Annotated in this window: 16 protein-coding genes; 2 read left to right on the top strand and 14 right to left on the bottom strand. The window is 56.5% G+C overall.

The features are described 5' to 3' along the window. Positions 1–142 precede the first annotated feature (142 nt). Together HOP44_RS19710 and azlC are read right to left on the bottom strand one after the other, a co-directional pair. On the bottom strand, positions 143–469 hold the full coding sequence (locus tag HOP44_RS19710) for a branched-chain amino acid transporter permease (RefSeq protein WP_172256565.1): 327 nt from the start codon (positions 467–469) through the stop codon (positions 143–145). After that, on the bottom strand, positions 466–1,194 hold the full coding sequence (gene azlC / locus HOP44_RS19705) for an azaleucine resistance protein AzlC (RefSeq protein ID WP_172256563.1): 729 nt from the start codon (positions 1,192–1,194) through the stop codon (positions 466–468). The genes HOP44_RS19710 and azlC overlap by 4 nt, the downstream gene beginning before the upstream one ends. Positions 1,195–1,301: 107 nt before the next feature. Here azlC and HOP44_RS23205 point away from each other — a divergent pair, with 107 nt between their 5' ends. Then, on the top strand, positions 1,302–1,832 hold the full coding sequence (locus HOP44_RS23205) for a GntR family transcriptional regulator (RefSeq protein WP_343059971.1): 531 nt from the start codon (positions 1,302–1,304) through the stop codon (positions 1,830–1,832). Positions 1,833–1,838: 6 nt separating this feature from the next. Further along, positions 1,839–2,690, top strand: coding sequence for an aminotransferase class I/II-fold pyridoxal phosphate-dependent enzyme (locus tag HOP44_RS23200; protein ID WP_343059980.1), 852 nt, complete (start codon positions 1,839–1,841; stop codon positions 2,688–2,690). Between the two features lie 50 nt (positions 2,691–2,740). On the opposite strand, the gene HOP44_RS19695 is transcribed toward HOP44_RS23200, so the two are convergent. From HOP44_RS19695 to HOP44_RS19640, 12 genes are all read right to left on the bottom strand, one after another. Continuing rightward, the gene (locus HOP44_RS19695) at positions 2,741–3,406 is read right to left on the bottom strand and encodes a M15 family metallopeptidase (protein WP_281367822.1); all 666 of its coding nucleotides are present in this window, start codon (positions 3,404–3,406) and stop codon (positions 2,741–2,743) included. 23 nt (positions 3,407–3,429) lie between these two features. Beyond that, a complete protein-coding gene (locus HOP44_RS19690) occupies positions 3,430–4,650 on the bottom strand; it encodes a TraB/GumN family protein (protein WP_172256561.1) in 1,221 nt (406 codons plus the stop codon). 297 nt (positions 4,651–4,947) lie between these two features. Beyond that, positions 4,948–5,823, bottom strand: a complete 876-nt coding sequence (locus HOP44_RS19685) for a YitT family protein (protein ID WP_172256559.1) — start codon at positions 5,821–5,823, stop codon at positions 4,948–4,950. A 119-nt stretch (positions 5,824–5,942) separates the two neighbouring features. After that, complete coding sequence (locus HOP44_RS19680) at positions 5,943–6,347, bottom strand: GNAT family N-acetyltransferase (RefSeq protein WP_172256557.1); 405 nt, start codon at positions 6,345–6,347, stop codon at positions 5,943–5,945. Positions 6,348–6,504: 157 nt separating this feature from the next. Further along, positions 6,505–7,122: an NAD(P)-dependent oxidoreductase gene (locus HOP44_RS19675; RefSeq protein WP_172256696.1), complete on the bottom strand. Its 618-nt coding sequence runs from the start codon at positions 7,120–7,122 to the stop codon at positions 6,505–6,507. A 6-nt stretch (positions 7,123–7,128) separates the two neighbouring features. Beyond that, entirely contained in the window at positions 7,129–7,521 is a 393-nt protein-coding gene (locus tag HOP44_RS19670) for an MFS transporter (RefSeq protein ID WP_172256555.1), read from the bottom strand. A 259-nt stretch (positions 7,522–7,780) separates the two neighbouring features. Beyond that, on the bottom strand, positions 7,781–8,359 hold the full coding sequence (locus HOP44_RS19665; protein WP_172256553.1) for a TetR/AcrR family transcriptional regulator: 579 nt from the start codon (positions 8,357–8,359) through the stop codon (positions 7,781–7,783). A gap of 80 nt (positions 8,360–8,439) precedes the next feature. After that, complete coding sequence (locus HOP44_RS19660; protein WP_172256551.1) at positions 8,440–9,138, bottom strand: SDR family oxidoreductase; 699 nt, start codon at positions 9,136–9,138, stop codon at positions 8,440–8,442. A 253-nt stretch (positions 9,139–9,391) separates the two neighbouring features. Beyond that, positions 9,392–10,690 carry an ABC transporter permease gene (locus tag HOP44_RS19655; RefSeq protein WP_172256549.1) on the bottom strand — a complete coding sequence of 433 codons (1,299 nt, stop codon included), beginning with the start codon at positions 10,688–10,690 and terminating at the stop codon, positions 9,392–9,394. Further along, positions 10,683–11,588, bottom strand: a complete 906-nt coding sequence (locus HOP44_RS19650; RefSeq protein ID WP_172256547.1) for an ABC transporter ATP-binding protein — start codon at positions 11,586–11,588, stop codon at positions 10,683–10,685. The genes HOP44_RS19655 and HOP44_RS19650 overlap by 8 nt, the downstream gene beginning before the upstream one ends. 33 nt (positions 11,589–11,621) lie before the next feature. After that, complete coding sequence (locus HOP44_RS19645) at positions 11,622–12,512, bottom strand: ABC transporter ATP-binding protein (protein WP_172256545.1); 891 nt, start codon at positions 12,510–12,512, stop codon at positions 11,622–11,624. A 109-nt stretch (positions 12,513–12,621) separates the two neighbouring features. Beyond that, complete coding sequence (locus HOP44_RS19640) at positions 12,622–13,011, bottom strand: GntR family transcriptional regulator (protein ID WP_172256543.1); 390 nt, start codon at positions 13,009–13,011, stop codon at positions 12,622–12,624. Positions 13,012–13,024: the final 13 nt, after the last annotated feature.

Here is a 13,024-nt window from a genome sequence, read left to right as displayed (position 1 = left end):
CGATTTCAACACGCGACCTGAAGCCTTTCGAAGAAAGGCACATCGGAAGCATCAGCTAACGAATTTCTCCCGCAGCCTTTGAGCTTCTCCCACGAATAGGACTTTCAAAACACTTTAAGCGGCCTTCCAATAGGCCGCTTTTTCACATGCGAATCAACAACATATACAGAATCGTACCCGCCGCAATCGACAGGAACATATTCTTTTTCCACAGATGCAGCCAGACGACGACCGCTACCGAGACCAGCTCGGGAAGTCCGCGGCTTCCGGCGAGAATATTGACATCCTTGAGGCTGTACACGACCAGCAGACCGATCGCGGCGGCGGGCAGCACCCGGCCGAGATATTGGATATAAGCCGGTGTCGGACGGCCCGGAGGGAACAGCAGAAACGGCAGGAAACGCGTCGCCATCGTGCCCAGCACGACGACCGCGATAACGGCGATTTGTTGGCCCAGTGTCATGATCATGCCCGTTCCCCTCCTTCGGCTTCCGCCGCCCTGCGTTCCGAAGCCTTGCGCGTAAGCGTCAGCACGGCCAGAATGGCGATCATCGCCGGAATGATAAAGCGGTCTCCGCCGAACAGAACCAAACTCACCGTCGAGATCGTAATTCCCCAGATCGCGCTGTGATGGATTTTCTGCTTCATCCACTGTTCCACGAAGATCACGACGAACAGCGCGGTCATCACGAATTCAAGTCCCTTGAGGTCAAAGCGGACGAACGAACCCAGCAGGCCTCCGACGGTAGCGCCGGCTACCCAGTAGAAATGATTGAGCAGCGTCACGAAAAACAGATACCAGCTTCGGTCGACGCCCTGCGGAATATTGGCCGAATAATTGATCGAGAACGACTCGTCGCACATGCCGAAGATCAGATACGGCTTTTTCCAGCCTGTCCCTTTATACTTTTCCAGCATCGACAAGCCGTAGAACAAATGCCGCGCGTTTACCATCAGCGTCAGCAGCAGCGCACCGAGCGGATTGAACGGTCCGAGCAGCAGGCCGACGGCCACGAATTCCATCGAACCCGCAAAAATCAGCAGGCTCATCAGAAACGTATAGCCTACGCCGAATCCCGATACGTTCATGAATACGCCGTAAGCGATGCCCAGAAAAGCGAAACCGGCCAGAATCGGGACGGTCACGGGAAAAGCGGCGCGGAACGCGGTTGAAATCTTTGCGGAATCTTCCATTTTATCTAGCCCTCTCCTCGCGTGTCAGCTTATCCGTTTATTTTAGGCATCACAATCCATACAATCAATGATAGAATTGTATGGATTACAATTTTGCGAGGTGTGCCATGCCGATTAACTCGTTCGTCGATTATCCCATGTCCTGGCGGCCCGACCGTCACGAATTGACCCGTCCCATCTACTTGTCGCTGGCCCGCATGCTGGAGCGCGACATCACGGAAGGCTTTCTGCCGCCGGGAACCAAGCTTCCCCCGCAGCGGGAATTGGCCGACTTTCTCGATATCAACTTCACGACGGTCACCCGGGCTTACAAGACCTGCGAGCTCAAAGGGCTGCTGCATGCCGTCACGGGAAGCGGAACCTTCGTCTCGACCAATGCCGTGCGTTCCGTCACCATTTCCCGGGACCGGGTGCCCGTGGAGTGTATCGATTTCGGCCTGGTCGCTTCGTTCGAGCAGAGCAACTTCATGGTGGCCGAGGCGGCCAGAAAGGTCGCTCAGCGAAGCGGACTCGAGCGCCTGTTCAACTACGACGATCCGGCCGGTCTGCCCCATCAAAAAGAAACCGCGCTTCGTTGGGTCCGGCCGCTCGGCATCGAGGCCACTCCCGAACAGGTCGCGATCGTATCCGGTGCGTAGAACGCGCTGACCATTACGCTGCTCGCTTTGTTCGAGCCGGGCAGCAGGATTGCGGTCGACGAATATACGTATTCCAATTTTATCGAACTGGCGAAATCTCTTCGGATCAAGCTGGTACCGGTAGCCGGCGACCGCCGGGGGATGCTGCCGGAGGAACTTGAAGCCTGCTGTCGGGCGTTTGAGATTCAGGGAATCTTCCTGATGCCGTCCTGCTGCAACCCCACCGCCATCTTCGTTCCGAACAGCCGCAGACAAGCTCTGGCCTCGGTGATCGACAAGCACGGCCTGATCGTGATCGAAGACGATATTCATGCCGCGCTGATGCTGGGCAGTACGGAAGAAGACGGTATTCCGATGTACAGCCTGCTGCCGGAGCAGACCGTCTATATTTGCAGCACCAGCAAGTCCGTCTGTTCGGGACTGCGCGTCGCCTATCTCGTATTCGGCGAAACGCTCCGGGAACGGATTCTCCGCGCCATCTATCATGTGAACGTCAAGACCTCGTCGCTGGATGCCGAGATTGTGACCGAACTGATCGGCTCCGGCCGCGCTCGCGATATCGTCGCATACAAAAAATCGCTGGCGCAGGAAGCCAACGATTTGTTTGCCCGATATTTCCCGCAGCCGGACAATCCGGGCCATCCGCTCAGCTTCTTCCGTTGGCTGCGCCTGCCCCGCCCCATGCACGCTTCACGGCTTGAAAGCGACCTGCTCGTATCCGGCATCCGCGTATTTCATTCGGACCGATTCCTCGCCGGAGCGGGATCGTCCGATAACTATTTGCGAATCGCCCTGTCTTCTACCGGATCGCTTGAGGAGCTGGACCGGGGACTTCGAATCCTGCTCGACAATCTGTAAGAGAGCGCCCAGCCGCCTCGCACACCGAACCTTACGCGCGAAACGGCTGTTCAATCCGAAGAATTGGGTGCCGGCTGCTCCCCTTCAACGGCGGACCCTGCCGGATACTTGCCGTTCTGAAGCTGCCGCAGCGTATAGCCGAAGGTAATCTGGAGATGCGGATAATCGGGAAAATTGCTCCAATCGCCGCCCCATTCGAAGCCCAGCTCCTTGGCCAGTCCGACCACTTCTATCCAATCGGAACGGCCGTTTCCGCTGCGGTCGAGTTCCATATCCCAGACAATTCGGTCCGACCCATCCCGCAGCGCGAAGTCGACCGCCAAGCCGAAATTGTGATAAGACTGTCCGCCGCGGGCATTCGTCACGATGTTTCCGGGCTTTTCCCGCCCCTGCCGGTACAGCTCGTTCTGCTCTTCGACACCGCGAAAATCGGAGGTAATCACGACCTCGATCCCTTTCTTCGCCGCTTGGGCGACCAGTTGGTCGGACTTCCGCCGAACCTCGGGATGCAGGGCAACAATACGGCCGCCGTCGCCTCCTTCCGGAACGAAGCCGAAGTAGGCAAGCGCCTTCCAGCCGACTCCCAGCAGGCCCAGCAGCAGGGCAAGGGCCATCAAGTTTCGCCCCAGCCTGTGCTTCGGACCGCGGTTTGCCGGGCGGGACCGGGAAGCGGAGTTTCGGCTCGGCTTGGGCTGCGGTCTTTTTTCAGGACTCATGAATCGTCTCCTCCGCCGGCTTTTTATTTGCGGGTGACGGTATATCCTTTGTCTTCGAGCAGCTTGATGACTCCGTCTGGTCCCAGGAAGTGTGCGGCTCCGACCACGATAAAGTATTCTTCCGCTTTGCCGCTATTCAGATAACCGTCGATCTTCTCGGCCATTCCGATATTGCGGTCGGCCAGCAGTGCCTTATAATATTCCGGATCTTCGGCAATGCCGGTCGTCATGGCCAGAAGCTGCTTTTCGTCTCCGCTTTTCCACATGGTGGCCATTTCGTCGGTGCTGTCCGCAATCGTATCGAAGTTCTCGATCGCCGTCTTCAGGTTTTTTTCCTGCAGCTTGTCGGACAATCCGTTGAACATGTTCAGCTGGGATTTGTACGATTCCAGTTCCAATACCGGCATCTTGCGCTCTACCGCCTGCTGGATGAAATACAGATCGATTCCGGCTGCCGCGTCGTAGCCCGCTTCGCTTGATTTCAGGCTGCTGACCGTTGTCTCGACAACCCAGGGCTTGAATTTGTCAAAAGCATTCGGCTGCAGTCCGTTATCCTTGAGCAGCTTGCCGAGCTGTTTGTACGTGTCCGCGGAGATATGGTCTTTCAATGTGCTTCCGTCCTGGTAAGTGCCCAGATCAAGGACCATCTTCTGCTGCTCTTCGCCTGCGGCCTTGCTCACGTCGATCTCGACGCCCAGATAATCGGCTTCGGCAAAAGCTTTCTCGAATTCGCTGCGCAGCGGGTAGAAGCTTTTGTCCGCAATATGCATCGAGCCGACAAGATAGACCGTCGTCTTGTCCTTCTTGACTTCCCACAAGAATCCGCGCGCCGCTTCGCCCGTAGCCTGCGAGACGAGCAGGACCGTATTCGTCTTGCGATCCCAGCGAATATCGTAGCCGGCCGCTTCGGCCAGCGAACGAAGCGAGACGAACGGCACGCCGCCGATCAGCGTCCCTTTGTCTTTTACGGTAACCGTCTTGCCGTTTACGACAATCCGTACCGTACCGTTCTTGTTGTCTTTCAATTTGACTCCGAGCGCCTGGGTCGTCAGGCGTACCGGAACCATCGTGGTGCCTTTTTGCACCAAAGCTTCGCCGTACGCATAATCCAGCGTCTTGCCGTTCACTTTGACGGAGGTCTGTTCATAGCTGGGAACCGGCTGTGCGGCGAACGCCGGAACGGCGGAAGCCAGCAGGCCGGCGGTGACGGTCAGAGAAAGCAGCGCGTTTTTCCATGGTTTCATTAGTTGTTCTCCTTAAGAGGGAAGTTTTAGGATGAGTTCTTAATTAGAGTTAACCATATAGATACCGTGCAGAAGCGTTTCTTTGCAAGAAAGTCTTTCTCCCTATAAACGGTCGGCAGAGGCGCTGGAAAAAACAGCCCGGTTGTTAGCAAACAGAGGAGATTTGCTGTGATCGATGATCCGCAGCCACTGAAACAAAAAAATCTTCCCCGAATGAATTCGGAGAAGGGCTTTTCCTATGCGATCGTCCCCTCGATCAGCGCACGGAAAGACGCGTGGCCTTGAACCCGGCCGGCTTTAGTGGATATCTTTTTTCTTGAAATTGCCGCCCCGGACTTCCGCTACATCGTACACGACGACAAAAGCGTTCGGATCGATTTCATGGATAATTTCTTTGATCTTGCTCTCTTCGAGACGGTTGATGACGCATGTGATTTCCTTGAACTGCTCGTTGGAATACCCGCCGTACGCATCCGAATAGGTCGCTCCGCGGCCCAGACGGTCGCGGATCGTCTCGACCATCACTTCCGGTTGGTTGGTGATGATCTTGAAGGTCTTCGAACCGCTCAAGCCTTCTTCGACGATGTGAATGACCTTCGACGCGATGAAGTAAGCCAGTGCCGACAGAATGGCCCCCTGCAGACCGAACACGAACGAGACGACGACAAACACGAACGTGTTCAGGAACAGGATCAAGTCGCTTGTTCCGAAAGGCAGTTTGCGCGATAGCAGCACGGCCAGCATATCGATCCCGTCGAGTGCCCCGCCGTTGCGGAGCGCAAGACCCATGCCGGTACCGATGATGATCCCGCCGACCACGGTGACCAGCAGCGTGTCGCCGTCGATGATCGTCGGAATGTGGTGCATCAGGCTTGCGCTGATCGCGAGCGCCGCGATGCCGACGATCGAATACAGCGCGAAGCTTTTGCCGATCTGCTTGTAGCCCAGCCAGACGAACGGGAGATTGAGTATGGCAATCAGCAGCCCCAGCGGAATGCCGAATAATTGGGATCCGACGATGCTGAGGCCCGTGACGCCTCCGTCGGAGACCTGGTTCGGAATCAGTACGGCTTCCAGACCGTAGGCCGTCATGACCCCACCGATCACGATCAGCAGCACTCTCGAAAAGATTTTAAGCAGTTTGTTCTTTTTCGATATTTTTTCCTGCCCCATACCCTGTCCCCTCTCTGAGAAAAATCACTAACTTATAGTTTATACCAGCGCTTACCATTTGGGCAAATCAAAAAGGGACGATCCGGCTTGTCCGGCAGAACGTCCCGCTCTCCTTTTTTTTAGCAAAATCTCTCCATTACGACGTACTCTTGTCCGCCTTTGCGGTAGACGACATCCGTCCGGACGAGTCCGAATTTTTCGTAAAACGGAATTTTGTTCGTTCGGGCATTGCAGCAAATATGCTTGGCGCCTTTGCGTTTGGCCTCGTTAAGCACCGAAGTCAGCAGCCGGCTGCCGTATCCTTGATTCTGACGGTCGGTCAGCGTAGCGAACTTGCGGAACTGCGCGTCTTTTCCCTGAATGAACAGCGAGACCGCGGAGATCAGTTCCCGTCCTTCGAACAATCCGTAATGGATGCCCTCGTCGTCATCCGGCAGTTTGATATAATCGAACTCCTCTTCCGGCCACATGACCGTATGACGCAGCTCCCACGCTTGTTCTTTCGTGATGACCTTGACTCCCACTTCAAATCAAAACCTTTCGTTCAAAATATGGATCTGTCTCAAAAAAGGCACCTGCTTATCCTAAGCTTACGGATAAGTCGGCGCCCGGTTTCATTATGCATTGTATCACTTTCGACCACAATTTGTTTGTACATATTTAAAAATTGGACTTATGCATTCAATACGCAATCCCCACGCGCGCCCGAAGATACCGGCTGTCCGCGATCTGCCCATACGCGAATTCCGCCGTATCGCCTACGGATATTTGCGAGCCGCCTTCGGGCAGAACATCGCGCTCCGTGCGGTAGTTCCCGATCGCCTCCCCGTCCGGCAGATAGGTCGGACAGACGATCGTCCAATCCAGGCCCGAAGCCTGCAGCTGTTCGTACATGCGCCGATGCTCCTCGGCCGCACGGGTCGAACGGCGTTTGGATTCGCTGGATTCATACCGCAGCAGATGCGGATCCGTGCGGCTCTGCAGGATGCCGGCCGTGCCGATCGTAATCAGGCGCTTGATCCCCACCTCGTGCATCGCTTCGATAATGAGCGGCGTACTCGCACTCAACGTCGTCGTTCCGTCCGTGTTGAGTGCGCTGATCACGGCCTCCGTTTTTTGCAGGACACGCCCGACGTCTTCTTTGCTTAACGCGCTGCCTTCAATGATCGCAAGGCCTGCGCGGGGTTCGATTTTACCCGGGTCGCGCACCAGCGCCGTCACCCGATGTCCATCCTGCAGGGCGTATTCGACCACTTTCTTTCCGACACGCCCTGTCGCACCCAATATTCCAATCCGCATCATCGTTTACTCCTCTGCAAGTCGCAGTCCGGGGCCATAAATAAAGTGCCTCCGCGCAATCACGACCAAACCGATCAGCAGCCCGCCAACTGCAGAACCGACCGTGGTTCCGATATTGCAGGACGCGATAAACAGCCCATTTGCAAATTCGGGAACTTCGGGTGCCGCCGACGAGATCAGATATTGATTGATATTGGACATGATTCCGCCTGCCAGTATGCCCCAGACGAACGTAATCAGGATCATCGGTACGGCAAATTCCCCCAGGAAGAACAAAGCCGCATAGACCGCGATCAGCGCCAGGGGAAAAGCCGTTACCCACTTCCTGGCATTGTAAGTCAACGGTTTGCCCGTGACAAGGTTGCCGACGGTATTCGCGAAGACGAGAGCGCTGGCCAAGCCGAAGAAAGCTTCCGTTAAAACCAAGGCTGGAATCGGGTCTGAGTCTGGTCTGGAGAAAACATCAGGTCTTTTCGGCCGCGGCCGAACGGTTCCGCACCGAAATCACCCGGAAATTGGCGGCGTATGCGGACAAGGCCGACCCTCGGTAAATCCAAGAAATCGCCACGGCAAAAAGGGACTCCGCCGAAGAAACGGCGGAGTCCCTTTTTATATCCGATTCAGAAAAGACGATTCCAAACGATCCGGCGAAACGGGTCTATGGGGTGAGCAGGTGGGTCGAAACGTCCATGATCCGGATCAGCTTCTCCTTGCCGGTCGTGGTCCGTCCCATCGCCCGGATACCGATCGACAAGGCCTGCAGATATTCCGCTGTCGCCCTGGGTTCGCATGCGGAAGAAAATTCGCCCGTCTGCTGTCCCCACACGATAATCCGCTCGAACAGCTCCTCCGTGGCAGCCATCGAACGAATCGATCTCTTATCGATCTCGGCATCGCGCGCGGCCAGTTCCGTCACGGAATTGACGATCAGGCAGCCCGACGGCGAATCTTCCCGCTCGAAGATCATGAATCGAAAAACGGCCCGCAGCGCTTCGATCGCCTTCTCTGACTTCTTCACTTCTCCGGTGAGAACCGCTTCGACTTTGCCGATATAACGATCCATCGCCTGCAAAAACAGCGAATGCTTGTCCCCGAAAGTATCGTACAGACTTCTGCGGTGGATGCCCATATGCTCAACCAGATCGCTCATGGATGTCTTCTCGTAGCCTTGTTCCCAGAACAGAATCATGGCTTTGTCCAGGACTTCGTTGACTTCAAACTCTTTGCTTCTGGCCATAAGAACTCCCTCCCAAAATCAATGTATCATATTGGGAACGATCCGTGAAGAATAGAGCCTCGCGCCAAATTTCTCCGGGATTAACCCATATCCGGGTACAGCGCCGCAACGCCTCCGGCCAAGCCCTGCTGGACCTGACGGCTGATATCGTCCGCGAGGATCTCGTAGAGGCCCGCTTCGATTCCGTCGATCGCGATGCGCGCAATGTCTTGCGGCGACGACTTCGTTGTTTCAAGCCCCGCCGTCATATCCGTATCCATGAATCCCACGTGCAGACCGGCTACCTTGATATTTTTGGGAGCCAATTCCAGACGCAGCGAATTCGTAACGCCCCATTGAGCGGATTTGGCCGCCGAGTAGGCGCCTTCCGACCCGATATTGATCCACGATAACACGGATAGGATGTTCAGGATCGTACCTCCGCCATTTTGTTCAATGACCGGTGCGAACGCCCGAACCATCGACAGAGTACCGAACGCATGCGTATTGAATTCCACATGAATATCTTCCAGCTTGCCCGTGAGCAGCGAAGCTCCCGTCGACGAACCCGCGTTGTTGATGAGCAGGGTCGCGTCGCTTGCGATTTTGGCCGCAGCCGCCACCGATTCCGGATCCGTGATATCGAGCTGCAGCGCAATAGCTCCCGGCAGATCGACCGATTCCGGATTTCTTGCTCCCGCGTAGACTTTGACGCCTCTGGCCAGCAGCTCAAGAGCCAACTCTTTGCCCAATCCCCGATTCGAACCGCTTACGACCGCCACTTGTTTGGAAAGATCCATTTTCGTTCCCCTTTTCTTGAATGATCGTTCTCAAAAGATCAAAAAAATAATGCGCCTTCGATTCTGCGCAACGCCGACAACAGAGCAAAGCCGCACCATCCGTTTCCCGGATGCGCCGTATCTGCCTTGCTGTTCGTAGTATAGCTCTATCGAGAACGATCGGTCAACTATTAGTTGCGCCGGACTCCTTCCTACTGACAAAACCCGCAGGCGGGCAATAAATCGCCGCTTGCGGGTCTGGTTCACATACCGATTAGATTTTGTAGGCTTTCATCGCTTTGCGCAGTTCCTTGAAAGAAGGACGTTTGCCGTACATCAGTACGCCGGTGCGGTAGATCTTCGCCGACAGCCAGCCGAAGAAGAAGATCGACGCCAGCAGCAGTACGAGCGATACCGCGATTTCCCAGAACGCGATCTCGCCGAGACCGATCCGCGCGATCATCGTCGTCGGCGACGTGAACGGCACGAACGACGAGATCTTCATGAGCAGCGAATCGGTATTGTTCAAGCTGAAGATCCCGATATAGAACGCCGCCAGCGACAGCATGGTCAGCGGCGTCACCGCCTGGCCGAGGTCTTCCGTCCGGCTGACGATCGATCCCACGGCCGCATACAGCAGGGCGTACAGGAAGTAGCCAAGCACGTAGAAGATCAGGCCGTAGACCAGAACGTCGTACGGCATCTGCGAGAAGTCGAGATCGAAGCCGGCCAACACATCCCGGTTGTACGGCAGCATCAGATTGACCGCGATCGTGACGCCGAACACGGCGATCTGCAGCAGTCCGACGAGGAAGACGCCGATGACTTTGCCGAACATCTGCGTCAGCGGAGAGACGCTTGTAATCAGAATCTCCATGACCCGCGAACTTTTCTCCGAGGTGACTTCGGACGCGATCATGTTGCCTGTCAGCATCGCCGAGAAGAAGAACAGCGTCATCAAGACGTAGACGGTGATGAAGTTCATCGGATTGAACTTGTCTTCTTCCGCGCCTGCGGCTCCCGTGCCGGACGTCTCGTCGTAGCTGGACGCGCCCAGCAGAACCGGCGTTGTCAGCTGCGCGATCTGTTCGTCGCTCAGCGCGCCTTCGGTAATGAAGCGGGTCTTGGCGCTCTCCAGAGCCGGCTGGAGTACCGCCTGCACGTCGGTCGGTACGGAGCCGCCTTCGGAGATATAACTCACCTGCGGGAACGCCGCAGATCCGTCCGCTGCCGGTGGGGCCGTTACGATCTGCAGATAGCCGGCCAGATCCTGCGTTTGCGCCTGCTCATTCAAAGCCGCCGTATCCTCGGCTTCCATCCGAACGAATTCGATATCGTTATCCGGCAGCTCCGCGACATAATCTTCGATCTGCTGCGCGATTTCTGTATTCTCTTGCGCCGCGATCCCAATCTTGTTGCCTGCCGTATCATCGCCCTGAAACAGCTGGATGAAGAACGGCACATGGATGCCGATCGTCATGACCAGCGCCAGCAGCAGAGTCGTAATCAGGAACGACTTGGTGCGGACTTTATTTTTGAACGTAAAGCCGATAACGGTTCCCAATCTATTCATGGCGTTCACCCACCGATCGAATAAAGATTTGGTTGAGCGTCGGTTCCTTCACTTCGAAATGACGGACTTCGCTCTGGCGCATCGCTTCGGTCAGCACCGGCACGGCCGCCGCTTCGTCCGAAATGGTCACGATATAATGTTCGGGATCGCCTTCCACTCCGGTCACGCCGGGAATGGCTTCCAGTCCCGCAACGGCCGCCGACGTCTTGAGCAGAATCTGCTCGCGCGGGAATCCGCTCTTGATCTCGCGGATATCGCCTTGAACGACGGTCTTCGACCGATCCAGAATCGTAATGTGGCGGCATAGTTCCTCCACATGCTCCATCCGGTGCGTCGAGAACAGGATGCTTGCGCCTTCGTCGCGCAGTTCCTTGACCGCAAGCTTCAGCAGCTCGACGTTGACCGGGTCCAGACCGCTGAACGCTTCGTCCAGGATCAGGATCTGGGGACGGTGCACGACCGCCGCGATAAAGCCCATTTTCTGCTGGTTGCCTTTGGACAGTTCTTCGATCCGCTTGTCGTAGTATTCCTCGGCATCGAACTTGTTCATCCAGTATTTGAGGTTCTTTTCCGCTTCGGAGCCGTCCATGCCGCGCAGCTTCGCCAGATAGACGATCTGCTCGCTGACTTTGACCTTCGGGTACAGCCCGCGTTCTTCAGGCAGATAGCCGACCAGGCGCTGCACGTCGCCGCCGTAAGGACGGCCTCCGTATGTAATACTGCCTTCGTCGGGATAGATCAGGCCCAGCACCATCCGCATGGTCGTCGTCTTGCCCGCTCCGTTCGCGCCGAGCAGGCCGTAGATCTCGCCTTCTTTTACGCCAAGCGTAATTCCGTCCACCGCCGTCTTGTCGCCGTAGCGCTTGACCACGTTTTGCAAAATCAGTCGTTCCGTCATCTTCATCCTCCTCTTCCTTGGTCGGGTGCAGAATCAGTCCAGCAGACTTCCGTTCATCCAATGCTCCATCGCTTCATCCAGCTCCAGCGCCCGGACCCGGATCGGCTTGACTCCGGCTTCGTCCAGCAGCGCCGAAGCCCCGGCATAATCCAGCGTGACGAAACGGATCATGCCCTCCGCCTCGATCGCCGATTCGACGACCCCCGGCATCTCCGCGAGCAGTTCGTCGTCGCGCCCGATCCAGATTTCGCGCCCCCGGTCCAGCAGCGCATCCTTCTCCAGCAGTCCGAGCGAACGCCCTTTTTCCATCAGAACGAGGTAATCGGCCATCCGCCGGACTTCCTCCACGATATGCGTCGACAGCAGCACCGAAGCACCGTCCTCGTCCACGCAGCGGCGGATTTCGTTCATCATCGTTTTCCAGGCAAAAGGATCGAGTCCCGACGAAGGTTCGTCCAGCAGCAGAAGTTTGGGCCTTGTCGCCAGAGCAGCCGCGATCTCGAACTTGCGGCGCTGCCCTTTGGACAGCTTGTTCATCTTCTTGCCTCCGGGAACCTCGAAGCGATTCAGCAGTTCTTCAAACCGCTGCCAGTCCCACTTCGGATACCATGACGCGCGGAACTGTGCCACGTCGTCCATTTTGAGGCTGTCTTCTTCGGCCGCGAAATTCTCCGGCACGTAGGCGATCGAAGCGCGCACGTCCGTGGGCAGGCCCTGCGGGTAAGATTGTCCGTACCAGGTCACTTCGCCTTCGTCCGGCATGATCAACTGGGCAGCCAGCTTCATCAGCGTCGACTTGCCGGAGCCGTTGCGCCCGATCAGCGCGGTCACGTAGTTCTCGTACAGCTTCAGATCGACCGGGCCCAGCACCATGCGGTCGCGCTTCTTCACGACCCGCTTCCATTCCAACACCGCGTTCTCCATCGTTCTCCACTCCTTTTCCGGTCGACTGATGATGCCGCCGCTTGTCCGGAAACCTGCCGCCTTTCTTTCCGTCGTTTTCCTCGGGAAGTTTTTTTTGGCAGGACTCCGTCTATTTACGCTCTTCTTCCCGAAGCGTTTCATCCAACAATTCCCGAAGATCCGATAATTCGTAGCCGACCGACTTGGCCGTGTCGAGCAGCTCGCGCACCGCATCTACCACGATCCGTTTGCGGTAAGCTTCCCGGTCGTCCGTGTCGACCTTGGCCACGAATGTTCCCGTGCCCTGCCTTGTCCGCAGCATTCCTTCGTTCTCCAGATCCTGATAGACCCGGCGGATCGTGATCACGCTGCATTTCAGATCGGCCGAAAACTCCCGAATCGACGGCAGCAGCGTACCTTCCGCGATCTGTCCGGTAACGATCAGCGAGCGCAGCTGCGTCTCGATCTGGTGATACAGCGGCTCGGCGCTGCTCTCGTTAATTTGAACGGGTATCCGCATCACTTCACTCCTT

Source organism: Saccharibacillus deserti, assembly GCF_013618475.1.
In the GTDB taxonomy this organism is placed as follows: domain Bacteria; phylum Bacillota; class Bacilli; order Paenibacillales; family Paenibacillaceae; genus Saccharibacillus; species Saccharibacillus deserti.
Note: the sequence above shows the minus strand (reverse complement) of the source record. Positions and strands in the feature narration are given on the sequence as shown.